The following is a 22,688-nucleotide window of genomic DNA, read 5'->3' as shown; positions in this document are numbered from 1 at the left end:
TCACGGTCTGGCGTTCGAAGCGTCGGTTTGGGCCGGGGCCCCTTCCCAGATTCCGTGAGCGGGAATCGCTTCGCCTTTCATCACGATGGTCAATTGGCCGATACGGGCGAAATCGCCGACATCGGTGTCGTACAGGACGGTCGAACCGGCTCCGATGGTGACGCCGCGCCTTAGCGTGACGATCCCGACCTTCATCACCCGATCCTCGTAGAGGTGGGTCTGCAAGGCCGAAGCCGCATTGATGGCGCAGAAATCGCCGACATCGATGCAATCGAACTCGGTGATGTCGGTGGTATCCATGAAGACACCCCGGCCGATCCGGCTGCCGAACAGCCGTAGGAACCAGGGCAGGAACGGAGTGCCGCGCAGATGATCGAGCATCACCTTGCCAGCCATGCCCCAATACATCACCGCGACCGCTTCGGTGCGTAACGCCCACCACGACCACATCGGTTTCGCGGTCGGGCGATAACGTCCCATCATCAGCCACTTCACCGTGATCGCGCACAGGGTCAACGCCACCGAGATCGCGACACTGGCGGCGCAGAACAATACAACGACGGTGCCGTAATCATGCCGTGCGATCCACTGGTCCAGCACCTCGACCGACAGAATACCAAAGGTGATGAACAGCATGCTGGGCAGCGACACCGCGAAGGCTTCGAAGAACGCGCGCCACGCCCGCCGCCATTGCGGGGGTTCGTAGGTCCAGGCGGCTCCACCACCGTCAAAGCGCTGGCGAACCGGCAATTTGATCGGAGGGCTGCCGAACCAGGTATCGCCCGGGCTGATTGCGTCGTTGTCCGGCGGCAGCGACTTGATACCGATCAGGGTTCCCTCGGGGATGATGGCACCCGGCGGCACGACAGCATCGTTGCCGACGAAGACACGGGGACCGATCCGCACCGGCTCAAGTTCCATCCACCCGCGGCGGACGCTTTCGTCGCCCAGGATCACCTCGTCGGCGATAAAGCTTTTCTCGCCGATATATGTCAGATCGTAACGCCCGGACAGATTGCAGGAAATTTCGGCGTCGCGGCCGATCTTGGCCCCCATCAGCCTGTACCATAGCCGCATGTATAGGGTGGCGTAGAGCGACGACAGCGTTTCCAGCATCAGTTCCGTGGCCAACGCGACGATCCACTTGCGGACATAAAAGCCGCCGTAAACCGAGTAGGTGCCTGCGGTGACGACCGGCAACACGGTCCAGCGCATCACGGCGATCAGCAGCACGGTGACGACGATCAGCGCCATAGCCGTGGGCCATGCCAGCAATGGCAAAATGTAGAGGTAATCGTGCGGCCCACTGCCCGCGATAATCTCGCTCAGGCTTTCGAACAGGTAGAAGGCCGGAAAGATCGGAATCAGGCTGATCGGCGGCAGAATCACCAGCATCAGCAGGTAAAAGGCGCTGAGAACGGCCTTGCGGGTTCGGGTGGCACGGGCCGGCTCGGGCAGAGACGCGACATCGACCGTGCCGGTCCGGCGGGCTGGCGACCCTTCCCAAAATTCGGCCCGGCCGGTATGGACGCCGGGCGGAATTGACGTCAAGTCGGCCAGTTCGGTTTCGTCGGCCAGCACCGTATCCGGCCCGATCACGCACGAGGTGCCGATATGGGCATCGTTGCCGATTGAAATCGTCCCGATCACCAGTTCGTTCCCGACGACTTCTGCGTTGGCCAACTTGGCCTTGCCGCCGATCACCACGCCCTGGCCGATCGATATCAGGTCGAAGGCTCCGGCCTCGACTTCGCCGATGATGCAGTCACTGCCGACCTTGGCACCCAGCGCCCGCAGATACAGCCCCATGATCGGGGTGCCCTGGAACCATTTGACGTGGGCGACGTTGACCATCCGCTGCGCCAGCCACCAGCGGAAATAATAAACACCCCACAGCGGATAGCGTCCGGGCCGGGTGCGGCCGATCGCCAGCCATTTCAGCCCGATCGATCCCAGGATGGTGCCGATATTGATAACCGCGTAGGTCAGCATCAGGGTGACCAACTCGCGGCCCAACCCGGCTTCCTCGCCCGAGAGCAGCATGTAGCTGACGAACACGCCCAGCCAGGGCAGGGTGGTCAGAGTCAGGACTAACGGCATCGCCGCCGCTTGGGCCAGACCACACAGCACCCGGCGCAGCAGTGGCGGCGGTTCGAACGATAGGTCGGCGGCAACGGTGCCGGGGGCCGGAGCCCGTGCATCCAGCAATGCGGCCATCGCTCGCAAGGTCCGGGTGGCGTAGATCTCGGTCAGGGTCAGACTGGCCAGCGACGGGTCTTGGCGCACTATCGAGACGAAGCGTGCCGCCAACAGGGAATGTCCGCCGAGATCAAGGAAGAAGTCGGCGTCAAACGGAATCGACTGGCCGGGAAAGATTGGACGGGCCGCGTTCAGCAGCTTGGCTTCGGTCGGAGTGGCAGGATTTTCCTGCTCGTCGGCTGCTGTTTCGGTCAGTGGCAGGGTCGCGAGGCTCTTGCGGTCGAGCTTGCCTGAGATCAGTCGGGGCAGGTCGGGCACCGGCTGGAACAGCGACGGCACCATATAAGCGGGCAGACGTTCGCGGAGCGCGGTGCGCAACGCCGCCTGATCCGGGGTGGCGTTCGCTGTCGTCACCACGAAAGCGACCAGACGTTCGTCGCCTCCATCGCGGCGCAGGGCCACCGCCGCCCGTTCGATGCCGGGCAGGGCGGCCAGACGGGCTTCGATCTCGCCCAGTTCGACACGGAAGCCGCGAATCTTGACCTGATCGTCGATCCGACCGTGGAACAGCAGGGTTCCGGCCGCGTCGAGGCTTACCGCATCGCCGGAGCGGTACAAGACCGGGGCAAGTCCGTCATGCTCGAACGGATTGGCGATAAACTTTTCGGCGGTCAGGTCAGGGCGGCCGAGATAGCCATCGGTGACGCCCGGCCCACCGATCAGCAGTTCGCCGGTTGCGCCGGGAGCCACTGGTGCCAGAGCCTCATCGACGATCCAGCATGTGTGATTGGGGATCGGGCCGCCGATCGTGACCGGGGTGCCGGGGTCAAGCTCGGCCAAGGTCGCGACGACGGTGGTCTCGGTCGGGCCATAGGAATTGAACAGATGACGGCCGGGGCGGCACCAGCGTTCGGCCAGTGCCTGTGGGCAGGCCTCGCCCCCCAGGATGATCAGCCGTAACGAGGGGATATCGCGAGGAAGCAGGGACAGCAGCGTCGGGACGGTATCGAGTACCGTAATTCCGGCTTCGCCCAGCAGATCGGGAAGTTGCTCGGTTTCGGCCAGGGTGCGCGGACCGGCGATCCACAGCCGGGCCCCGACCAGATACGGGATGAAGATTTCTTCCAGCGACAGGTCGAACGCGACCGAGGCCCCCTGGAACACCACATCGGACGCGACAATGCCGTAAAGGCTGTTGGCGGCGCGCAGATAATGGCAGATGGCCCGATGGGGAACCACGACCGCCTTGGGGCGTCCGGTCGAACCGGAGGTATAGATCAGATAGGCCGGGTCGTTCGGTGTCGCGCCGATTTCACGCGGATTTGGGGCGGAGGAAGCCGGTTCCGACCCCAGCAGGGTCGCTACATCATAAGTCGGGGCGGGTAGGGGCTGGACGATCCGTCCGGCGGTGTCGGCATCGACCAGGATTGCGGTGGCACGGCAATCCGACAGGCATTCCGCGATGCGGTCCGACGGCGCGTCGGCATCGAAAGGGATATAGGCCGCTCCGCTGCGCAGGATACCAAGCAGAGCGGCGTGGAGATCAAGCGACCGGCTCATCCACAGCCCGACGAAAGCGCCTGGGCCGATACCGCGCGCGGCCAGCGCGCCCGCGATCCGCTCCGCCCGCGCGGCCAGACCGGAATAATCCAGGGTGATACTGCCGAAAGTGGCAGCGGCGGCGGTGGGGGTCCGGGCCACGGTCGCGGCGAAAATCTCGTCCAGCCGCTCGTCGCGCAGCAGGGACGGATCGCGGAGGCCGGGCAAAGAGGCAAGCGCGGGGGAGGTAACCTGGGTCATGATGGTCCGGTAAAGCCGACAGCCGACGAACAGCCCCGGCGGTGGGGCAATTCGCACATGGCGTCGAAAGCGGGAAAAGTAGGCACTCAGTATAGGGATACCCCGAGGTGGACGCAATCACCGCGCGGGCTTTTACAGGCGATGTCGAGGGGAATCGGTTGACTCTATCGAAATCGCTTATTATATTCATTTTAGATGTTGAGCCTTTGACTTTCTTTGGCCAGCCTCCCTCTCTGAGACAAACTACGCCGCCCGGATCTCCGGGCGGTTTTTTTGGTGATAAGAACAGGGCTTAATGCCTTGAAAGTTGCTAGGGTTTTTGGTTCAGGCGTTCGCGGACGAAGGGGGCGAAACGCATATCTTCACGCAGGATATGGTCGATCAGCCATGTGTGAAGATGATCACGCAGACGGGCGATCGAGGCCGGGCCAGGATCGATGATACACCCCGCAACCATCGCGCCCAACTGGTGGGCGAAGCCGACATGGCTTTCGGCATGGTCGGCGATGTCGGGATAGCCCAACTGGGCCAGCATCTCTTCCTCAAGGCGGAAATGGTTCTCGGCATAATCGATCAGCGTATCGATCACCGAGCCGAATCGAGTGGAATCAACGCCCTGCGACAACATCTTGTCGAGGTCGTTAACCAGTCGCACCAAGTTTCGATGATCCGCATCGACCTCTGCGACGCCTGTTTCCAGGCTGCTATCCCAATCTATCGTCATGGTTCTGTATCGTTGCAGAGCGCTCTTGGTAAGTCAACCTGGAGGACTTGACCGGCGTCAAGGTTGTCGTTGGGGCAATCGGGCACAGTGTCGGAGAAATCGGGCCAGGACGGCTTGTTTCCGCACTGTAGGGAAGGGCACATCTCATGTTCTGTTATCAATGCGAACAGACCGCGCGCGGTACCGGCTGCACCGAAATCGGCGTGTGCGGCAAAAGCTCGGACGCTGCCGGGTTGCAGGATCTTCTGCTCGACCTTGCCAAAAGTCTTGCCCTCGGGCTTGCCGCCGTACCGTCTGGGCTGCGGCCGGTCGGGAGTCACGAAATGATCGAGTCGGCGCTGTTTGCCACGGTCACCAACGTCAATTTCGATACCGAGCGGCTGGAAACGATGATCCGCGCCATTGCCGAAGCGGCGGGACGAGACCTTCCCCGCGACAGCGCAGGACTGAACGTCCTGGCCGAACGAGTTGGCATTGCCGCCCGTCGCCGCGCGGACGGGGATGATGTCACCGGTTTGCAGGAATTGCTGACTTATGGGCTGAAAGGCATGGCAGCCTATGCTCATCATGCCCGCCGTTTAGGAAAAACCTCTGCCGCTGTCGATGAGTTCACGGTCGAGGCGCTTGCCGCTCTGGCGCGGGGCGAGTCCGATCTCGGGCGATTGCTTGACCTTACCTTGCGGTGTGGCGAGGCGTCGGTTGCAGTTCTGGCGCTGCTTGATGTCGCCAATACCGGCAGTTTCGGCCCGCAGACACCAGGCGCTGTGCGGATGGGCCATGTGCCGGGTAAGGCGATTCTGGTATCCGGTCACGATCTGGGCGACCTGAAGGCGCTGCTGGAGCAAACCGAGGGAACCGGGATCAACATCTATACTCATGGCGAGATGTTACCCGCGCACGCTTATCCCGAACTGCGCCGCCATGCCCATCTCGCCGGTCATTTCGGCGGTGCGTGGATGTGGCAGCGGCGTGAGTTCGACACCTTCCCCGGCGCAATCCTGATGACCACCAACTGCATTCAGCGCCCAGCCGAGACTTATGCCGCCCGCCTGTTCACCTGCGGCCCGGTGGCATGGCCCGGTATCGCCCATGTCGTCGGTCAGGATTTCTCGGCGGTGATCGCGGCGGCGCAACAGGCTCCGGGCTTTACCGACAGCGCTTCGACTGGTGAGCATCAGGTTGGCTTCGGTCATCACGCCGTGCTGGGGTTGGCCGATACCGTCGTTGGCGCGATCAAAAGCGGGGCCGTCAAGCATTTCGCCGTGATCGGTGGTTGCGATGGCACCGATACCGGGCGGTCCTACTACACCGATCTGGCGGCGGGTCTGCCCCAGGATTGGGTGATCATGACGTTGGGTTGCGGCAAGTTCCGCCTTCTTGGTCACGATTATGGCCAGATCGGCCCGCTGCCGCGTCTGCTCGATATGGGGCAGTGCAACGATGCCTTCTCGGCGATTAAGGTCGCCCAGGCTTTGGCCGAGGTGTTTGACTGTGGACTCAATGACTTACCGCTCAGTCTTATCCTGTCGTGGTATGAGCAGAAAGCGGTGTGCGTGCTGCTGGCGCTGCTCCATCTCGGTGTCCGCAATATCCGCATCGGGCCGAGCCTGCCCGCGTTCGTAACGCCTGCGGTGCTTCAGGTTTTGGTCGATAAGTTCAATGTGATGCCGGTTGGCGGCGTCGAAGACGACCTGAAGGCTCTGACGGCAGCGTGATCGGAAGCCGGGTGTGGGCTTAAAAGGCTCTCCGCCCGGCCTTCGGTTCCCTCTCCCACAGCGTGGGAGAGGGGCGAGGCATTTATCAATGTCCCGTTCCGGGCGCGGGATGTCCCCTCAATGGCGGTTGGAGCGTTTAAATCCCGGCGCTCTAAACCGTGTGTGCCGGTTCGATTTCGGCAACACGCAGCATGTTGGTGGTGCCGGACAGGCCGAACGGGACGCCTGCCGCGATAACGACGCGATCGCCGGGAGCGGCGAAATCCTCGCTTTGGGTGACATCAATCGCTTTTTGCACCATCTCGGTGAAGCTGCGGACGTCCTTGGCCATGATCGAATGGGCTCCCCACACCAAAGCGAGCTGCCGCGCCACTTCGATATCCGATGTGACCGAGAGAATCGGTTGTTCGGGACGTTCGCGGGCGACTCGCAATGTTGTCGATCCCGACGAGGTGAAGGTGACGATGGCGGCGGCTTTGATCGTATGGGCAACCTGACGGGCGGCGGCACTGATGGCATCGCGTGAGGTTGGATCGGGTTCCAGGCGCGAGGCGTCGGCGATCACTGCGTAATGCTCGTCTTGTTCGACCTGCTTGATGATGCGGTTCATCATCGTTACCGCCTCGACCGGGAAGTCGCCTGCGGCGGTTTCGGCCGACAGCATCACCGCATCGGCACCGTCATAGATGGCGGTGGCGACGTCCGAGGCTTCGGCGCGGGTCGGGGATGGGGAGTGGATCATCGAGTCGAGCATCTGGGTGGCGACCACCACCGGCTTTCCGGCCTGACGACAGGCACGGAGGATTCGCTTTTGCAGGATCGGCACGGTCTCGGGCGGGCATTCGACGCCAAGGTCGCCGCGCGCCACCATCACCGCGTCGGACAGTTCGATGATGTCGTCAAGATGCTCAATCGCCGAAGGCTTCTCCAGCTTCGACAGCAGACGCACGCGTGAGCCGACATGAGCCGATACCAACCGACGAGCCTCGGCAACGTCGCCGGGACGCTGTACGAAGCTAAGTGCGATCCAGTCGGCGCCGCGTTCGACCGCGAATTCAAGATCGCGCAGGTCTTTCGGGGTCAAGGGCGAGATCGGCAGCATCACATTGGGGACGTTGACCCCTTTGTGATTCGAAAGTTCGCCACCGACGATCACCCGCGTGTCGGCGAAATCATCGCCGTGATGTTCGACCCTGAGACGGAGGCGGCCGTCGTCGAGCAGCAGTTCGCTTCCGGCGCGCAGGGCGGCGAACACTTCGGGGTGGAGCAGCGGAGCGCGTTCCGCCGTACCTTTTTCGGGGTTCATGTCGAGACGGAGGGTCGCGCCGCTTTCAATCCGCACCCGGCCGTTGACGAAATCGCCAACCCGCAGCTTCGGCCCCTGGAGGTCGGCCAGAATAGCGATGGGACGCTGCACCTTTTCCTCAAGCGCACGGATGATGTTGATCCGGGCTTGATGGTCGGCATGGCTGCCATGGCTGAAATTGAGTCGGAACACGTCGGCACCGGCAACGAACAGGCTTTCGATTGCCTGCGGTGTCGATGACGCCGGTCCCAGAGTGGCAATAATCTTGGCATTCCTGTTCCGTCGCATCGAGAGTCCCTATTCTTCAAATCGATTTTCGGCCCACCGTAGCAAAGGCCTGTGGGGTAGGATATCCCAACCCGGTTAAATAAATGCGTCGAATTAGGGACATCGGCCTGGAAAATGATAACGACGTTTCGTTTTGCTCTGCTCAGTTTTGCCCTGATGGTCATCGCCATATCCGGCCCTGTCAGCGCGGAGGAGAAGGTCGGCAGCCGCATCTTTGTCGAGACGGCCTTTCCGCCCACCACCGCCGAGCTTGAGGCGGCGCGGAAATGGGCTCCCGAACTGTTTAGTCAGGCCGAAGGTGCCGGGCGGCCGGTGACGGTGCGGGTAGCGCGGTCGGGCCGTACCTTGCTGATCAGTTTGGAATCGGTGGCGATCTGTGACCGGGTGCGAGCCTGCCCGTTGCTGGTCTTCCGCGATATTACCAGGTCACCTGTCTATCGCGGCAGCGCGTTCCAAAATCTAATTCTCGATTATCGAGAGAACTCGACCTGGCTGATTTTACGGGTGTGGGAAACCGTGACGGAGTGCCGGATTTCCGGGGTGACGAAGGCGATCTGCCGTCCCGTCACTCCCGGTGCTTCATCGGCTGGGCGGCCTTGACAGAGACTTGGCGTGGCGTGCCTCGGGTGAGGTATTTTTGCGCCACATCGAACAATTGCGAGCGCTCGGCTTTTAGCTCTTCATTGGAGCCGGGAGCGAGCAGCGTGTTGAACTGACGCGCGGCGGCGGCGGCCAGATCGTTTTGCCCGAGTCTCGATACCGCACGATCCAGGATCGCGTTGAAGATCACCTTCAGCTCACGCGGGGTCGCCCAGGCCGAGGCGGTGGCCATAATCATTCGTTGCAGCACGATGATTTGAGTTATCGTTAGGCTTGAGGTGAGCGCCAGCAGGTTCCCGACCTTACTTTCGAAGGCCGATCCGTGGCTGATAGAGGTCATGGGATTCGGCGGCTCCATCCGCTCAAAGGCCGCATCGGCCCATTTTGTCAATCGGGGCGGATGATGGCACTGTGCTTCGGTTCGGGCAATATGCCGGAACGGAAAGTATTTAGGTCCGGCTGTTACCGACCAAGCCGCCCTGGCGGTCGAACACCAGAACGTCGAGGTCGATTTCTGGTGTCGATAAGGCGGTGCGAGCCACCGCTTCGGCCTCGCGGGCGATGGCGTTGCCAAGCGGCAGACCGGCTTCCCGCGCCAGATCGAGAATTTCCAGCGCCGTATTGGCGGCGGCGGCGCGTGCCGTCAGCGCCGAACTGGCCCCAAGCCGGGCCAGTTCGGCCGCCAATCGAGCCGGATCGACCTGACTGCGCTTTGAATGCAGATCGAGATGACCGGCGGCCAGCTTGGTTATCTTGGCGAATCCGCCAGCGATTGTGACGCGGGCAATCGGATGGCGGCGCAGATAGGTCAGCATCCCACCCGCGAAATCGCCCATGTCGATGATCGCCTCGTCAGACAGGCCGTAATGCAGCCGTACCGCTTTTTCCGAGGTGTTGCCGACACACCCGGCGACATGGCCGATTCCTCCGGCCCGCGCTACGTCGATACCGCGCTGGATGGAGTGAATCCAAGCTGAACAGGAATAGGGCACCACGATTCCGGTGGTTCCCAGAATCGAGATCCCGCCCAGAATTCCAAGGCGTGGGTTCCAAGTGCGGGCGGCGATCCGTTCGCCCTCCGGCACCGAAATCTCGATATCGAGGTCGGAGATTCCGGCTGCTGCTGCGACGGCGCTCATCAGTCGGCGTGGCACCGGGTTGATCGCGGCTTCGCCGACCGCGAGCGGGAGTCCCGGCTTGGTGACGGTGCCAACACCGTCTCCGGCATGAAAGACAATGCCGCGACCGGGTTCGCCACGGCGCAAGGTGGCAACAATAGTGGCACCATGGGTAACGTCGGGATCGTCTCCGGCGTCTTTGACCACTCCGGCCCGCGCCCAATCGGGACCAGACTCGGAAAAGGCCAGCGAAAAAGACGGGGTCTCACCTCGGGGCAGGGTGATCGCCACCGGATTGTCGAACCCCTGGCCCGCCAGCGCGCCAAGGGCCGAGCGGGTCGCGGCCGTGGCACAGGCTCCGGTCGTCCAGCCCGAACGGAGCGGCTTGTCCGAATCCGGCAGATCAGTCGGCGGCACGTTTCAGGACTTCGGTGATGGTGACGGCGAGATGATCTTCCACCACCACCACTTCGGCGCGGCAGATCCGCTTGCGGTTGACGTAAAGATCGACCGGATCGTTGACTTTGCGATCCAGTTCAACGACGGCACCGCGGCCAAGCTTCAGCAATTGGGCGATCGGTAGCGTTGCGGTTCCAAGCACTGCTGACAGCTCGACGGTGACGTCGTAGACCGCCTCGCGGTTGTCGGTTAAGCCCAGGGCTGCGTTGATCGCGTTGTCGGTATCGGCCATAGTGCGCTCCGCCCATCGTTCGTCCGCCCCCGTTGGGCTCATCGCGATAGGCTGCCCAACCATAGACTATTTTGCGGTGGTGATGAACTGAAGGATGGGGTGGGAGTCTCTCCTCGTAAAATTAGTGAAAATTTTGTCGAGAAGGGGCTTGCGTGGGGGGCAACCCTGTGGCATAAAGCGCGCCTCGCCGCTGACCGGTTCTACCGGCTTCTGGCGAGAGAGAAAGTGAGTTTGCTGCCGTAGCTCAGTCGGTAGAGCGTACCCTTGGTAAGGGTAAGGTCGATGGTTCGATTCCATTCGGCAGCACCATTTTCTTCATGATAGTTTAAAGTATTGTTGCAGGCCGCATCGAAAGATGGCGGTCTTTTTTGTTTTTCGATTAAGTTTGCGATCGTCGCCCATCGTAGTAACGGGGCAGTTTCGCGTGGACCTGAATGCGGGCTTTACCGATTCTCTGCCCTGTGGAAGAGTGCGCGCTTTCCATCGGGAAGGGAGCCGGTTGACCGATGATCCGTATCAGGAACCTGACTCATATCTATCCCGGTAGCCGCAAGGTCGCCCCGCACGTCGCGGTTTCGGATCTGTCGCTGGATGTTCGCGAGGGGGAATTCGCGATCCTGTCGGGGCCGAACGGAAGCGGGAAGTCAACGCTGTTCCGTATTCTTTGTGGACTTGCCCGGCCCAGCACCGGCCAAGTCAGTATCGCCGGATTCGACCTTCTTACCGAGCCAGCGCGGGTGCGTGGGGTTCTGGGGGTGGTGTTCCAAAGTCCGGCGGTCGATAAGCAATTGACCGTAGCCGAGAATCTGGCGATCCAGGCCGATCTGTACGACATTCCCGCCGCTGATTATCTTGCCCGCCGCGATCTGGCGCTGGCCTGGACCGATCTGGGGGGGCGGCTGGACAATCGGGTCGAAACCTTGTCCGGGGGGCTGGCTCGTCAGGTCGAGTTGGCCAAAGTGCTGATGACCAATCCCCGCGTGTTGCTGCTGGATGAGCCGACGACCGGTCTCGACCCGGTGTCGCGGCGTAATTTTCTTGAGGCGCTGCAACGGCTCCACCACGAGCGCGGTCTGACCATTCTGATGACCAGCCACGTCTTTTCCGAGGCCGAGGATGTCGATCGCGTCGCGATCATGCGCGAAGGCAAGTTGATGGCCTATGACACGCCCCAGGCACTGCGGGCGATGATCGGAACCGAGATGGTGGTGATCCAATCACGCGAGGCCGCTTCGTTGGCGGGGCGGTTGGAATCCGAACTGGGGCTGACGGTTTCCGTGGTCGGTGACGAAGTTCGTCTGGCCGAGACCGAGAATGGTGACAGTTTGCCGTTGTTGGAAAAGATCCTCCACCGCTATCGGCCTGATATCCGGTCGATTTCGATCAAGCAGCCAGGGCTGGACGATGTGTTCGTCCGCGTCACTGGCGGCGCCGCATCCGGCCAGGAATAAGAGGTTACCTGAATGAGTTCGCTCGCCCGCGTTTCCTTGTCGTTGGCCCGCCGCGAGATGGTGCGCTTTTTCCGCCAGCCGCAACGGGTTGTCGGAACCATCGCCCAGCCGCTGCTGTTCTGGCTGTTCCTGGGCTTTGGCTTTGCCGGCTCGTTCCGGATTCCGGGGATGGAGAACGTCACGTATCTCGAATATTTCTATCCCGGCGTAATGCTGATGCTGATGCTGTTCTCGGCGGTGTTCTCGACGATCACCATCATCGAGGACCGTGATGCCGGTTTCCTCCAAGGCGTTCTGGTCGCGCCGGTGTCGCGGTTGGCAATCGTGTTGGGTAAGGTCATCGGGGCAACTTCGATCGCGTTGATCCAGACGATGATCTTTCTTGCCGCCGCGCCGGTGTTGGGGCTGACGCTGGGGTTCGGCGGTCTGGTGATGGTGGTTGGCGGGTTCGTGCTGGCGGGAGTTGGCTTCTCGACGCTGGGCTTCCTGCTGGCGTGGGGGATGCGTTCCACCGCCGCTTTTCACGCCGTGATGATGGTGTTCCTGATGCCGCTGTGGATGCTGTCAGGAGCGCTGTTCCCGCTCGACAATGTACCGGTGGCGATGAAGGCGGTGATGATGATCAATCCCGTCAGCCACGCTCTGGAAATCATCCGCGCGCCTTTCTATGCCGAGCCGAGCGCTTTGCTGTCGGATTCCCATTATCTGTTGGCGCTGGCGATTTCGGTCGTTTGGGCCGTGGGTGGGTTGGTTCTGTCGATGATCCGGGTCAATCGTCGCGAGGCCGGGCTGTCGCCGAAGGGGGCTTGAGAGCTTTAGGCGGGGCCGGATAAATTCGGTCCCGCGACCGACGCTGTAATATCCGCCAGTTCAGCGGAATCGAACATCATGTTCATCTGATCCAGCGATAGCGTCCCCTCGGTGCATAATTCTCGCACCAGGGCCATAAGCATGTCGCGATCAGGACAGGAGGGGGGCGGGAACGCCTGGGCAGCACTCCGCTGGCTTTGCGGTATGGAAGGGCAATATCCACCAATCGCCAATTCAAGCCAGTCGGGAGCGATGTCTAAGCTCATGCCTCGGTGTCCTTACACAGTCTGCGGATCTTACGACCGATTGAGATCAGCAACCGTCATGCCAAGTGCCGAATCCGGTTTTCCGCCGGGATCGGCCTGGATGGGCTGGGGTGCGGTAGGAATGACCCGGCAAAATTTACCTGGAGTCATCATTTCGTGACGGTCGGATGGGGATGCGACCGGCTTGAACCGGGGCCAAGGCTTAGCTATGGTCGGCAACTTGCTTTCATCTCTAGGACCGCGCTTCATGAGCGAAGATAACAGCAGTAACGAAATCGGCGGTATTGCCGCCGACGCCCTTCGCCAGTTCGTCGACCGAATCGAACGGTTGGAGGATGAAAAGAAGGGGCTGTCCGACGACATAAAAGACGTCTACGGCCAGGCGAAGTCGCAGGGCTTTGACATCAAGATTCTGCGTAAAATCATTTCTTTGCGCAAGAAAGACCGCCAGGAGCGCGAAGAAGAAGAGCAGATTCTTGCTCTCTATCTCGCTGCCTTGGGCGAGGCCTGATCCCAGGATCAGGATACGGCGGGGACGGCGTGTCCGTCCCCTGCCCGTCGCCCTTCGGCGCGGGCAACCAGATCTTCCCAACTTTCCGCCTGATCGGCTCGCCGCTCGGCTGTTCCGGCGGTGACCTCCAGCGGTCGTCCATCGGGACGCGGCCCCAGGCCCGTGCTGCACATCCGCTCCATTGCGCCCGCCGCTCCGGGGGCGCCTGAGTTGGGCATCATCGCCAGGAAAACCGACTCATCCCAGCGGATCAGCAAATCGCCGCGCCGTAACACCTGCCGCATTGCCAGGGCGACGGTGGACAACACGGTATCACCCTCTTCGGGGCCGTACTGCTCGGCGAGTCCGGCCAGGTCCTCGATCTGGACTACGGCCAGGGCCAGCGGTGCTTCGACCCGCTGGGCGGTGATGAAGCTTTGCGCCAGCAGGATTTCGCCGATTCGACGGCTATAGGTTCCGGTAACGGGATCGAACGCGCCCTCATCGACGAGACGGCTGAAGAAGCTCAACTGACTCATCCCCGCCAGGGTTGCCACCACAGTCAGCAGCAACAGCAGCCACTGCGCCCCCAGATGCGAGGCGAAGGGGAGAAGCTGATAGCTCATCAGCCCGGTCAGGAAATAGGCAAGCAGCGGCGCGAGGCCCAGCAAGATTCCTTCAATTGCGGAAACCGGGAACATCGCCAGTCCGGCAACCATCACGAACGGAAGAAAGGCATAGCCGGCCGCGACCACCTGCTGCTCTGGGCTGAGGAGGGGGAATTGGGCCAGCAACGGATGGCTGATCAGGAAGAACAGAGTCGGAATCGCCAACAGCCACACCAGGGAAAGGGTGGCGGCCTGGGGACTGTCGGTGCGGCGGAATGATAGGGCGAGGAGAACGAAGGCGATGCAGGCTAGAACTCGGAGCGCGGCGAGATACAGCGCCATCGTGGTTTTGAAGATGGCTAGATCGAGCGGAATCCATAGCAGGGTCAGCACTGCGAAGACAGCGGCGACAAGGCGAACCCGGCCCAGGATCAGTCGGGCACGACGGCAACGCAATGCGTCGGTCAATCCTAACGGCGTTAACAGGCTAATCACGGACTTGACCGGATCGGCGGTCAGTGTCGCGCGGATCTTGTCCCCCCACCCAGTGCCTAACGACGCCGTCACCCGCCCCCCGTGCAGAAAGATCGTATTTCGACCCTACCTTTGGGCAGGGAGGGTTGCAAGGGAAACAACCCGCGTTTCTGTGTGCCGTTCCCTCTTTCGCAGCGGCTCGAAAATGCCTATGAATTGGGCGTCTTCGCTCGGTTCCGGTGCACAATGATCAGGCGGGCGTCTGAAAAATGGCGGGAATGCGGTCCTTTATGCCCGGCATGTTTCTTGCTGATACGGAAAACGTTATCACGAGCGGCTACATTACGTTTCTTTGCGTTCCGGGTGTTCTAAAGAAGGTGGGGGATCGGATGATCGATCAATTGCTAGAAATCACGGGGGGCGTTGCCCAGGCGGCCGACGACAAGATCCGTCGGATCAACGGCATCACCCGACGATCCCGGATGCTGGCGCTGAATGCCACCATCGAAGCCAACCGAGTTGGCACCCTGGGGCGTGGATTTGCCGTTGTTGCCGACGAGGTTAAAGCGATTTCGAATGAGATCTCCCAACTCACCGGATCGTTGCAGACTGACTTGCGCGGGCGTCTCGACCATTTGTCTAAGTTCGGCACCGAGATGGCGGCCCGCATCCGCGAGGTTCAGGGCGAGCGCCTGTCCGATCTGGCCCATAATACCGTCGAGATCATCGATCGTAATCTGTACGAGCGGTCGTGTGATGTCCGTTGGTGGGCGACCGATGCCGCCGTGGTCGATTGCGCCGCCGACCCCCAGTCTCACGATCTGTGCGCCGAGGCCAGTCGTCGGTTAGGAGTTATCCTCGATTCCTATACCGTCTACCTCGATCTGTGGGTTGCCGACGCGACCGGCAAGGTGATCGCCAACGGCCGTCCCGACCGCTATCCCGGCGCGATCGGTACCGACGTGTCGGGCCAGCCCTGGTTTCGCGAGGCGATGGCAACCGCCAGCGGTGCCGATTTTGCTGTCGTCGATATCGAGCGGGCAAACGGACTCAGCCACTCGATGGTCGCCACCTATGCGACCGCCATCAGGGACGGCGGCGATGTCGGTGCCAAGCCGATCGGTGCGCTGGGTATCTTTTTCGATTGGCAGAGCCAGGCTCAGGCGGTGGTCGATGGCGTTCGCCTTGCGCCCGAAGATAAGGCGCGCAGTCGCTGCCTTCTGCTTGATTCCCGCCACCGGGTCATCGCCGCTTCGGACCAGCGCGGCGTGCTGACCGAGGTCTTCCCGCTGCGCACCGCGTCTGGAACCATCGGTTATTATAGCGACCTTGACGGCAACCTTGTCGCCTATGCTCGGACCCCCGGTTACGAAACCTATGCGGGTCTGGGCTGGTACGGTGTCATTATCCAGCAGCAATAGCCCCTGATCGGCTTGCGTCAACGTCGTCAAGTCGCTATCACAATCCCCTTCGCAAGGTGGACGCGGGACCGGGGGGGGAACGATGATCGACCACGCCAAGGCCCAGGCCCTGGCCGAACGTGTGGGGGCGGCGATCCGCGAACGCGATAATTCGTCGCGCTTCCTGGGGGTATCGCTCGATGCGATCGGTCCTGGCTTCGCCCGTTTGTCGATGACCGTCACCGAAGACATGCTGAATGGCGTCGGACTCTGCCATGGCGGGTTCACCTTCAAGCTGGCCGACGACGCCTTTGCCTATGCCTGCAACTCCCACGGCCATATCGCCGTCGGTCAGCATTGCACCATAACCTATCCCGCTTCCGCTCACCTGGGCGACCGCCTGACCGCCGAAGGCCGCGAGGTCTTTCGCAAGGGGCGGAACGGAACCTATGACGTCACCGTCACCACCCAGACGGGTGATGTGGTGGCCCTGTTTCGCGGTCAGTGCCGTGTCCTCGACGGCCATATTATCGAGGAAAGCCCCTGATGCCCGCTCAGGCGGCCCGCGCCGTCCGGCCATCGTCCGCAGCCACTCCCGGATTCCGGGGGCGGCGTCATACCCGCAAGGGAGGAAGTGTCCTTGTCCATCTGTCTTGATCGCCGCCGTCCGCCTTCCCCAGATATTCTCGATCCGATCGAGACCGCCAGCCGCGACGAGATCACCGCTCTCCAGACTCGGCGGATGAAATGGTCGCTGGGTCACGCCTACGCCAATATCGAGCATTTCCGGTTGCGCTGTCAGGCTAAGGGCGTCCACCCCGATGACTTTAACGAGTTGAAGGATTTGGCGCGCTTTCCCTTCACCTCGAAGGACGATCTGCGCCAGACCTATCCCTTTGGCATGTTCGCGGTGCCGATGGACGAGGTGGTTCGGGTCCATGCCAGCTCGGGCACGACCGGCAAGCCGACCGTGGTCGGCTATACCCGTAACGACATCGATATGTGGGCCGAGGTGGTTGCCCGTTCGATCCGTGCCGCCGGCGGCCGCCGCGGCGACAAGTGCCATGTCTCGTATGGCTATGGCCTGTTCACTGGCGGTTTGGGGGCTCATTACGGCGCGGAACGGTTGGGGTGTACCGTAATCCCGATGTCGGGCGGGCAGACCGAGAAGCAGATCCAGCTGATCATGGATTTCAAGCCCGAGATCATCATGGTCACCCCCAGCTATATGCTGGCGATGGCCGACGCGATGGACCGGATGGGAATCGGCGCGGGCAACAACCCACTGAAGATTGGTATTTTCGGCGCCGAACCCTGGACCGGCGCGATGCGCGGCGAGATCGAGGCTCGGCTGGGGATTCACGCGGTTGACATCTACGGCCTGTCCGAAGTCATCGGTCCCGGCGTCGCCTGCGAATGCATCGAGACTCAGGACGGTCCGCATCTGTGGGAAGATCATTTCTACCCCGAGGTGATCGACCCCACGACCGGCGAAGTGTTGCCCGATGGCCAGATGGGCGAACTGGTCTTCACCAGTCTGACCAAGGAAGCGTTGCCGGTGATTCGGTATCGCACCCGCGATCTCACCATGCTGCTGCCCGGCACCGCGCGCAGCTTCCGCCGTATGGGCAAGATCACCGGCCGTTCGGACGACATGCTGATCATTCGCGGGGTCAATTTGTTCCCGACCCAGATCGAGGAACTGGTGTTGCGCGATACCCGGCTGTCGCCGCATTACCAGATCGAGGTCTCGCGCGATAACCACCTCGATCAGGTGACGGTCAATGTCGAGTTGCGCGCCGATCAGCTTTCCGACGCCAGCGTCAATGATTCGATCACCCGCGATCTGCAACACCGGATCAAGGCGCTGATCGGTATTACGACCCGCGTTCGGGTGTTGCAGCCCGAGTCGATCGAACGGTCGATGGGCAAAGCCCGCCGCGTCATCGACATGCGCCCACCGGGTTGAGCGGAGAGTCTCGAAAATCGGTGGGGCTCCGCGCTATAGTTCCGGGATGTTGACCTTTCTTCCCGATTCCGATTCGCACAGCCCCGCCGAGTCCGCTCCGTTCACCCTGGTCCAGGGCGATCCCGAGGCGCGGGTGCTGTTGGTTTGCGACCATGCTTCGGCGGCGATTCCGCCCGAGTTCGATGACCTTGGCCTAAGCTCAGCCGACCGTTTCAGCCATATCGCCTGGGATTCGGGTGCGGCGGAGGTGACGCGCGGACTTGCGGCCCGGCTGAGATGCCCGGCGGTGCTGTGCGGGGTTAGTCGCCTGTTGATCGATTGCAACCGCCAGCCGGGCGATCCCTCTTCGATCCCGGCGCTATCCGGGGGCGTCGAGGTGCCCGGTAATCGCGCTGTCGATGAGATCGAGGCCGACCGCCGTGCTACGCGCTGGTTCTGGCCCTATCACACCTGCATCGGAACCCAGATCGGCCATCTGTGGCGTCAGGGCACTCCGCCGGTTTTGATCGGGGTACACAGCTTTACGCCCCAAATGCCGGGGCAACCGCCGCGCCCCTGGCATGTCGGCGTGCTCTGGAATCGTGATCCCCGGATGGCACGTCCGGTTCTGGCCGGGTTGCGCGCGCGGTTCGATCTGACGGTCGGTGACAACCAGCCCTATTCCGGTCGCGAGATCAATTACTCCCTGGACACTCATGCCGGAGCGGCCGGGCTGGCCAATCTGTCGTTTGAAATTCGCCAGGATCTTTTGGCTGAACCGGGCGGTACTTCGGCCTGGGCCAAGATTCTGGCTGATGTGCTGATCCCGGTTCTGGCGGACCCAGGTCTCTATCGGGCCGAGGTCTATTAGCCATGTCGAGGTCTTATCCTGATCATCCGCTGCCAGGGGTTCTGGCTCTACTCGAACGCGATGGCCGTTTTTTGATGGTTTTGCGCGCGCATGAACCCGACCGGGGCAAATGGGGCTTTCCCGGCGGGCTGATCGAGCTGGGCGAGACGGTGATCGATGCCGCCTTGCGTGAGTTGCGGGAAGAAACCGGACTGGTCGCCACGGCTGGGCCGGTGATTGACGTTTTCGACGTGATCGACCGCAATGAAGCTGGGCGGGTCCGCTATCACTTTGTCCTCAACGTCGTCCGCTGTTCCTGGCAGGGGGGCGAGGCGGTGGCTGGGGACGATGCCGCCGCCATTGCCTGGATCGACCGGGCCGAGTTAAAGGACGGTGATGAACGCTTCAGCGTCAATGTGTCCCGTTTGGCTCGTTTATAGCATCGTGTTCAAAGTCGGCCGTCAGAACAGATAATTCATCACGCTGCCGGGGCGGACGGTATGGGGCGAGGTGATCCGAATGCTTTGTTCGTAACTGCCGATGCCGCGCAGAACCTGATCGAGGAACAGGGGCGGGAGCGAGTTGGACGAATCGTCGTCGTCGATGGCGGAGTCGGAGAGGAAAAACCGGCTGAACTCGCTACGCCACAGCGGGGGGTTCTGACGATCGCGCTGGCGTCCGCCATCGGGGCTGACGTTTGCTTCTTGCTGGTAGCGCAGAAAGGTTTCGTCGCCCAGGCCGGTCTGGTGAGCGTAATCAAGCCGCTCGACATCCTCGCGCGATGTTGACGCAACATTCCGTCCGCCAGAGCCGATGCGGGCTGTTGCCGCCGCGACGCCGGACACGGAAATCGCGCTGACCTGTTTCGTGCTGAGTGCCATTGCGCCACCTGGGGCGAGCTGAAGACAAAATTATCCATCTCCACACTAACCAGCCGCTAACCAAAATGGAAGGATGAACTTATAGACCCGTCAGTGCGTAGCGGAGAATCCCTTGGCGGCCAGCCAGGCGAGAATGCGGTCGGCGGTGGGTTGCCACCATGCAGAATCCAGCATCAGTCCGTGCGGTGCGCCGTCGAGGATCTCAAGGTCGGCATTGTAGAACGTCGCGCTTTCCCGCAGGTCGGACGGGGGGATCATCGGGTCGCTGGTTCCGCCCAGCACGAGCACCGGGCGGGCAGGGACGGGACGACGCGGTGGCGGTGGGCTCATCAATTCGAGACTGATGCAGTGCGATTCGGTCTGGAAGCGGGAGAGCAGGCGGTTGGCCTCAGCGTCGGACGTGGCGTCGGACAGCATCGCCCGGCGGATCACGTCGCCCGAAACTGCCGATGGTCCCAGGCTTTGCAGCAGACCGAATTGGACCATCAGATCGGGTGACGACATCATCAGGGTCAGCGCGGAATTGGCCAGACCCGATGGCGGCACACTGGACATCAGTACCAGGGCGGCAACCTCGTTACCCTCGCTGAGGCAATGTTGGGCGACGATCCCGCCCATCGAATGTCCGACCAGGATGCAGCGGCCACCCAGGTGACCGATCGCGGCGCGGACGTCCTGCACATAGTCTGACAGGGTGGCCAGGGAGAGTTCGCCCTCGCTCCCGCCATGGCCGCGCAACGATACGGCATAGGCGGCGAATCCAGCGCGGGCAAAATAGGGCAGGAAGGTTTCGGCCCACACCCATGCTCCGCAATACGAGCCATGGACAAACAACAGAGGCAACCGTCCCGGCGTCGCGGTTGCGGGAAGGGCGTGGAGCAACTCCAGGTGAGGGGCGCTCACAGCCCGAGCACGCTTCTAAGGCGGGCCAACAGACCGGGAGATGTGGGCTTGTCCGCCGCTTTGGGGCGACGGTTTGGAGACGAAGCGAAGTGGCGGGAGGGCTTGGCCGCCGGTGTCCAGTTCGGATTGGTATAAGCGTGAATCATCCGAAAACCTCCATCGTCACGTACCGCGTAATAGGCGACTTTGCGCAGGGTCGGATCGGCTCGGCAGCGTTGCCTGGCGTCGGCATCAGCCTCTTCGCGGTTAACGATGTCGCTGGAATAATCGAGCTTGCCTTCGCGCAGATCCTGGCCATCCTTGCAGCTGTAGATTTCTGTGACCATTGCGCGGGAATCCTTAAAGTTGGTCTCGGTGTGATCATAGAGGCCCGTGACCGTGCGCTGCAACATCTCTGGACTGGCGGCTCCCCGCTTGCATCTGGCGGATTTTGCCCCAAATTGTTCCCGCCCTTGCAACGAGCCGATGGTCCGTCATCATGAACCACACCCGCACCGCCCTGCTGCTTGCAGCCTTGACCGCTTTTGTCCTTGTTCTTGGCTGGATGCTGGGAGGCAAGGTCGGTCTTTTGATCGCCCTCCTCGCCGCCGCCGGAATGAATCTGTTCGCGTATTGGAATTCCGACAAGATGGTGCTGTCGATGTATTCCGCCCAGCCGGTGGATCGTTCGACCGCTCCTGTTCTGGTCGGTATTGTCGAGCGGCTGACCGCCCGTGCCGGAATGCCGATGCCTGCGGTCTATGTGATCGACCAGCCCCAGCCCAACGCCTTCGCCACCGGACGCGATCCCGAGCATGCCTCGGTTGCCGCCACGACTGGCCTGTTGGCGATGCTGACGCCGGAGGAATTGGAAGGGGTGATGGCCCACGAACTGGCCCATGTTCGCAACCGCGATACCCTGATTATGACCATCACCGCCACCCTGGCCGGGGCGATCGGGATGTTGGCCAATTTCGGGATGTTCTTCGGCGGCAATCGCGATAATGGCGAAGAGGGCGGTAATCCGCTCGGCACCGTCGGTACTATCCTGATGGCGATCCTGGCTCCGCTGGTGGCGATGCTGGTCCAGATGGCGATCTCGCGCACTCGTGAATACGAAGCCGATGCGGCCGGTGCCGAGATCTGCGGCAACCCGCTCGCGCTGGCTTCGGCGCTGGCGCGGTTGGAGCAAGGCGCTGGCGCGATCGCCAATCCGGTTGCCGAGGGACATCCTGCCACGGCGCATCTGTTTGTCGTCAATCCGCTGACTGGGGCGGGACTGGCTCAGATGTTTTCGACTCACCCGGCAATGGCGAGCCGGATCGAGCGATTGCAGGCCATGGCCGCGTCCGCTCCGGTCGGCGCGTTTGCCACGGGTTCGGCCCGCTCGGCTTGGGGTGGTGGCAAGTCCGGTGGTCCCTGGGGCTGATCGAAGCCGTTGGGAGCAGGGCTGAGTCGTTCTGTCGCTCTCCGAAGCAATGTGCGCTGGATCACGCGCACATTGCTTTAGTTATCGGTGGCCTTGCGCTTGGCGGCTTCCCAATCGCGGGGGAGGATGATCTCGGTCGCCCACAGCCCCCGCTTGGCGGTGATCGCCTGAAGCTGCGGTTCCTCATAAGGGCCGTCCTTGGCGGCGCGGGCGACTCCGGCCAGGATCAGCAGCCGGCCAAGGTCACCGTCGATGGTGTGACAGCGCCCCCATAATTGTCCACCCGCGACGTCAACGATGTCGCAGGCAACTCCGCCCCGTACCAGTTCAGCCATCTTCTTGCGGGCGGGGCGGGCGCAATCGAATTCGTCACGGCTGACGCGGTTGCCGCACAGATCCTTGCGTCCGGGCACGGTGACACCGACCAACTCGATCGGCAGGCCGTGCATTTGTACCGATCCGGCATCGAATCCTTCGACCCGGCCCCAGACGCAGGCCGCCCCCTCGCTTTCCTCGGTGCAGTGGGGCAGTGCAGGGGGAGCGGGAGCCGCCGCAGGAGGTGGTGCCGGTGCCGCCGTCGCCGTCTGATTTGGGGAAGAGGCGGGAGGCGCGGGAGCAGCCCAGACGGGAACGGCCAGGGCGATGGTAAGGACGATGGCAAGACAGACACGCATGACGCGACCATAACACGGTCGAAGCGGGGACGCCAAATCCTGGACAGGGTGGATGGGCGCGGGGTAAAAAGGCCGGCTTTATTC

Annotated in this window: 23 protein-coding genes and 1 tRNA gene; 12 read left to right on the top strand and 12 right to left on the bottom strand. The window is 62.1% G+C overall.

Annotated features, from left to right (window positions below):
- Together PHAMO_RS03420 and PHAMO_RS03415 are read right to left on the bottom strand one after the other, a co-directional pair.
- On the bottom strand, positions 1 to 3,999 hold the full coding sequence (locus tag PHAMO_RS03420) for a Pls/PosA family non-ribosomal peptide synthetase (protein WP_002726485.1): 3,999 nt from the start codon (positions 3,997 to 3,999) through the stop codon (positions 1 to 3).
- Between the two features lie 310 nt (positions 4,000 to 4,309).
- Entirely contained in the window at positions 4,310 to 4,723 is a 414-nt protein-coding gene (locus tag PHAMO_RS03415) for a bacteriohemerythrin (RefSeq protein WP_002726483.1), read from the bottom strand.
- Between the two features lie 146 nt (positions 4,724 to 4,869).
- Between PHAMO_RS03415 and hcp the strand changes: the two genes are divergently transcribed.
- The gene (hcp, locus tag PHAMO_RS03410; protein ID WP_002726481.1) at positions 4,870 to 6,438 is read left to right on the top strand and encodes a hydroxylamine reductase; all 1,569 of its coding nucleotides are present in this window, start codon (positions 4,870 to 4,872) and stop codon (positions 6,436 to 6,438) included.
- A gap of 151 nt (positions 6,439 to 6,589) precedes the next feature.
- On the opposite strand, the gene pyk is transcribed toward hcp, so the two are convergent.
- Entirely contained in the window at positions 6,590 to 8,032 is a 1,443-nt protein-coding gene (gene pyk, locus PHAMO_RS03405; RefSeq protein ID WP_002726479.1) for a pyruvate kinase, read from the bottom strand.
- 114 nt (positions 8,033 to 8,146) lie between these two features.
- Between pyk and PHAMO_RS03400 the strand changes: the two genes are divergently transcribed.
- Positions 8,147 to 8,632 carry a hypothetical protein gene (locus tag PHAMO_RS03400; protein WP_002726477.1) on the top strand — a complete coding sequence of 162 codons (486 nt, stop codon included), beginning with the start codon at positions 8,147 to 8,149 and terminating at the stop codon, positions 8,630 to 8,632.
- On the opposite strand, the gene PHAMO_RS03395 is transcribed toward PHAMO_RS03400, so the two are convergent.
- The 3 genes from PHAMO_RS03395 to fliN all read right to left on the bottom strand — a co-directional run bounded on the left by PHAMO_RS03395 (position 8,598) and on the right by fliN (position 10,441).
- Positions 8,598 to 8,972 (bottom strand): hypothetical protein, encoded by a 375-nt coding sequence (locus PHAMO_RS03395; RefSeq protein WP_002726476.1) that lies wholly within the window; start codon positions 8,970 to 8,972, stop codon positions 8,598 to 8,600. The genes PHAMO_RS03400 and PHAMO_RS03395 overlap by 35 nt on opposite strands.
- A gap of 109 nt (positions 8,973 to 9,081) precedes the next feature.
- Entirely contained in the window at positions 9,082 to 10,167 is a 1,086-nt protein-coding gene (locus tag PHAMO_RS03390; protein WP_002726474.1) for a cobalt-precorrin-5B (C(1))-methyltransferase, read from the bottom strand.
- A complete protein-coding gene (fliN, locus tag PHAMO_RS03385) occupies positions 10,154 to 10,441 on the bottom strand; it encodes a flagellar motor switch protein FliN (protein ID WP_002726472.1) in 288 nt (95 codons plus the stop codon). The genes PHAMO_RS03390 and fliN overlap by 14 nt, the downstream gene beginning before the upstream one ends.
- A 233-nt stretch (positions 10,442 to 10,674) precedes the next feature.
- On the opposite strand from fliN, the gene PHAMO_RS03380 reads away from it, so the two are divergent.
- From PHAMO_RS03380 to PHAMO_RS03370, 3 genes are all read left to right on the top strand, one after another.
- Positions 10,675 to 10,750 (top strand) — tRNA-Thr (locus PHAMO_RS03380).
- 197 nt (positions 10,751 to 10,947) lie between these two features.
- The gene (locus tag PHAMO_RS03375; RefSeq protein WP_002726470.1) at positions 10,948 to 11,892 is read left to right on the top strand and encodes an ABC transporter ATP-binding protein; all 945 of its coding nucleotides are present in this window, start codon (positions 10,948 to 10,950) and stop codon (positions 11,890 to 11,892) included.
- 12 nt (positions 11,893 to 11,904) lie between these two features.
- Complete coding sequence (locus tag PHAMO_RS03370; protein ID WP_002726468.1) at positions 11,905 to 12,702, top strand: ABC transporter permease; 798 nt, start codon at positions 11,905 to 11,907, stop codon at positions 12,700 to 12,702.
- Positions 12,703 to 12,707: 5 nt separating this feature from the next.
- Here the strand turns inward: PHAMO_RS03370 and PHAMO_RS03365 are convergent, their stop codons facing one another.
- Positions 12,708 to 12,968 carry a hypothetical protein gene (locus PHAMO_RS03365; protein ID WP_002726466.1) on the bottom strand — a complete coding sequence of 87 codons (261 nt, stop codon included), beginning with the start codon at positions 12,966 to 12,968 and terminating at the stop codon, positions 12,708 to 12,710.
- A 247-nt stretch (positions 12,969 to 13,215) separates the two neighbouring features.
- Here PHAMO_RS03365 and PHAMO_RS03360 point away from each other — a divergent pair, with 247 nt between their 5' ends.
- Complete coding sequence (locus PHAMO_RS03360) at positions 13,216 to 13,479, top strand: DUF2312 domain-containing protein (RefSeq protein WP_002726462.1); 264 nt, start codon at positions 13,216 to 13,218, stop codon at positions 13,477 to 13,479.
- Positions 13,480 to 13,487: 8 nt separating this feature from the next.
- Here PHAMO_RS03360 and PHAMO_RS03355 read toward each other — a convergent pair whose 3' ends face one another.
- Positions 13,488 to 14,633: a GGDEF domain-containing protein gene (locus PHAMO_RS03355; protein WP_002726460.1), complete on the bottom strand. Its 1,146-nt coding sequence runs from the start codon at positions 14,631 to 14,633 to the stop codon at positions 13,488 to 13,490.
- Between the two features lie 296 nt (positions 14,634 to 14,929).
- Here PHAMO_RS03355 and PHAMO_RS03350 point away from each other — a divergent pair, with 296 nt between their 5' ends.
- The 5 genes from PHAMO_RS03350 to PHAMO_RS03330 all read left to right on the top strand — a co-directional run bounded on the left by PHAMO_RS03350 (position 14,930) and on the right by PHAMO_RS03330 (position 19,178).
- Positions 14,930 to 15,961: a methyl-accepting chemotaxis protein gene (locus PHAMO_RS03350; RefSeq protein WP_002726458.1), complete on the top strand. Its 1,032-nt coding sequence runs from the start codon at positions 14,930 to 14,932 to the stop codon at positions 15,959 to 15,961.
- An 82-nt stretch (positions 15,962 to 16,043) separates the two neighbouring features.
- Positions 16,044 to 16,487 (top strand): hydroxyphenylacetyl-CoA thioesterase PaaI, encoded by a 444-nt coding sequence (gene paaI / locus PHAMO_RS03345; RefSeq protein WP_002726456.1) that lies wholly within the window; start codon positions 16,044 to 16,046, stop codon positions 16,485 to 16,487.
- Positions 16,488 to 16,580: 93 nt separating this feature from the next.
- Entirely contained in the window at positions 16,581 to 17,909 is a 1,329-nt protein-coding gene (paaK, locus tag PHAMO_RS03340; protein ID WP_002726454.1) for a phenylacetate--CoA ligase PaaK, read from the top strand.
- A 46-nt stretch (positions 17,910 to 17,955) separates the two neighbouring features.
- On the top strand, positions 17,956 to 18,759 hold the full coding sequence (locus PHAMO_RS03335) for an N-formylglutamate amidohydrolase (protein WP_002726452.1): 804 nt from the start codon (positions 17,956 to 17,958) through the stop codon (positions 18,757 to 18,759).
- Positions 18,760 to 18,761: 2 nt separating this feature from the next.
- On the top strand, positions 18,762 to 19,178 hold the full coding sequence (locus tag PHAMO_RS03330) for an NUDIX hydrolase (protein WP_002726450.1): 417 nt from the start codon (positions 18,762 to 18,764) through the stop codon (positions 19,176 to 19,178).
- A 21-nt stretch (positions 19,179 to 19,199) separates the two neighbouring features.
- On the opposite strand, the gene PHAMO_RS03325 is transcribed toward PHAMO_RS03330, so the two are convergent.
- The 3 genes from PHAMO_RS03325 to PHAMO_RS03315 all read right to left on the bottom strand — a co-directional run bounded on the left by PHAMO_RS03325 (position 19,200) and on the right by PHAMO_RS03315 (position 20,848).
- Positions 19,200 to 19,619 (bottom strand): hypothetical protein, encoded by a 420-nt coding sequence (locus tag PHAMO_RS03325; RefSeq protein WP_002726446.1) that lies wholly within the window; start codon positions 19,617 to 19,619, stop codon positions 19,200 to 19,202.
- Positions 19,620 to 19,709: 90 nt separating this feature from the next.
- The gene (locus PHAMO_RS03320; RefSeq protein WP_002726444.1) at positions 19,710 to 20,522 is read right to left on the bottom strand and encodes an alpha/beta hydrolase; all 813 of its coding nucleotides are present in this window, start codon (positions 20,520 to 20,522) and stop codon (positions 19,710 to 19,712) included.
- Positions 20,519 to 20,848 (bottom strand): hypothetical protein, encoded by a 330-nt coding sequence (locus tag PHAMO_RS03315; RefSeq protein ID WP_155801521.1) that lies wholly within the window; start codon positions 20,846 to 20,848, stop codon positions 20,519 to 20,521. The genes PHAMO_RS03320 and PHAMO_RS03315 overlap by 4 nt, the downstream gene beginning before the upstream one ends.
- Positions 20,849 to 21,000: 152 nt before the next feature.
- Between PHAMO_RS03315 and htpX the strand changes: the two genes are divergently transcribed.
- Positions 21,001 to 21,930 carry a zinc metalloprotease HtpX gene (gene htpX / locus PHAMO_RS03310; RefSeq protein ID WP_002726440.1) on the top strand — a complete coding sequence of 310 codons (930 nt, stop codon included), beginning with the start codon at positions 21,001 to 21,003 and terminating at the stop codon, positions 21,928 to 21,930.
- A gap of 77 nt (positions 21,931 to 22,007) precedes the next feature.
- On the opposite strand, the gene PHAMO_RS03305 is transcribed toward htpX, so the two are convergent.
- On the bottom strand, positions 22,008 to 22,604 hold the full coding sequence (locus PHAMO_RS03305; RefSeq protein ID WP_002726438.1) for a thermonuclease family protein: 597 nt from the start codon (positions 22,602 to 22,604) through the stop codon (positions 22,008 to 22,010).
- Positions 22,605 to 22,688: the final 84 nt, after the last annotated feature.

The organism is Magnetospirillum molischianum DSM 120 (genome assembly GCF_000294655.1).
Classification (GTDB): domain Bacteria; phylum Pseudomonadota; class Alphaproteobacteria; order Rhodospirillales; family Magnetospirillaceae; genus Phaeospirillum; species Phaeospirillum molischianum.
This window is presented reverse-complemented; position numbering and strand designations above follow the sequence as displayed.

Bases quoted from the DNA above. Each gene is read 5' to 3' on its own strand.
- fliN (WP_002726472.1), bottom strand. From the start codon at position 10,441: ATGGCCGATACCGACAACGCGATCAACGCAGCCCTGGGCTTAACCGAC.
- PHAMO_RS03335 (WP_002726452.1), top strand. From the start codon at position 17,956: ATGTTGACCTTTCTTCCCGATTCCGATTCGCACAGCCCCGCCGAGTCC.
- PHAMO_RS03395 (WP_002726476.1), bottom strand. From the start codon at position 8,972: ATGACCTCTATCAGCCACGGATCGGCCTTCGAAAGTAAGGTCGGGAAC.
- PHAMO_RS03420 (WP_002726485.1), bottom strand. From the start codon at position 3,999: ATGACCCAGGTTACCTCCCCCGCGCTTGCCTCTTTGCCCGGCCTCCGC.
- PHAMO_RS03305 (WP_002726438.1), bottom strand. From the start codon at position 22,604: ATGCGTGTCTGTCTTGCCATCGTCCTTACCATCGCCCTGGCCGTTCCC.
- PHAMO_RS03315 (WP_155801521.1), bottom strand. From the start codon at position 20,848: ATGGTCACAGAAATCTACAGCTGCAAGGATGGCCAGGATCTGCGCGAA.
- pyk (WP_002726479.1), bottom strand. From the start codon at position 8,032: ATGCGACGGAACAGGAATGCCAAGATTATTGCCACTCTGGGACCGGCG.
- PHAMO_RS03360 (WP_002726462.1), top strand. From the start codon at position 13,216: ATGAGCGAAGATAACAGCAGTAACGAAATCGGCGGTATTGCCGCCGAC.
- paaI (WP_002726456.1), top strand. From the start codon at position 16,044: ATGATCGACCACGCCAAGGCCCAGGCCCTGGCCGAACGTGTGGGGGCG.
- PHAMO_RS03350 (WP_002726458.1), top strand. From the start codon at position 14,930: ATGATCGATCAATTGCTAGAAATCACGGGGGGCGTTGCCCAGGCGGCC.
- PHAMO_RS03400 (WP_002726477.1), top strand. From the start codon at position 8,147: ATGATAACGACGTTTCGTTTTGCTCTGCTCAGTTTTGCCCTGATGGTC.
- PHAMO_RS03370 (WP_002726468.1), top strand. From the start codon at position 11,905: ATGAGTTCGCTCGCCCGCGTTTCCTTGTCGTTGGCCCGCCGCGAGATG.
- PHAMO_RS03365 (WP_002726466.1), bottom strand. From the start codon at position 12,968: ATGAGCTTAGACATCGCTCCCGACTGGCTTGAATTGGCGATTGGTGGA.
- htpX (WP_002726440.1), top strand. From the start codon at position 21,001: ATGAACCACACCCGCACCGCCCTGCTGCTTGCAGCCTTGACCGCTTTT.
- PHAMO_RS03325 (WP_002726446.1), bottom strand. From the start codon at position 19,619: ATGGCACTCAGCACGAAACAGGTCAGCGCGATTTCCGTGTCCGGCGTC.
- PHAMO_RS03415 (WP_002726483.1), bottom strand. From the start codon at position 4,723: ATGACGATAGATTGGGATAGCAGCCTGGAAACAGGCGTCGCAGAGGTC.
- PHAMO_RS03330 (WP_002726450.1), top strand. From the start codon at position 18,762: ATGTCGAGGTCTTATCCTGATCATCCGCTGCCAGGGGTTCTGGCTCTA.
- PHAMO_RS03375 (WP_002726470.1), top strand. From the start codon at position 10,948: ATGATCCGTATCAGGAACCTGACTCATATCTATCCCGGTAGCCGCAAG.
- hcp (WP_002726481.1), top strand. From the start codon at position 4,870: ATGTTCTGTTATCAATGCGAACAGACCGCGCGCGGTACCGGCTGCACC.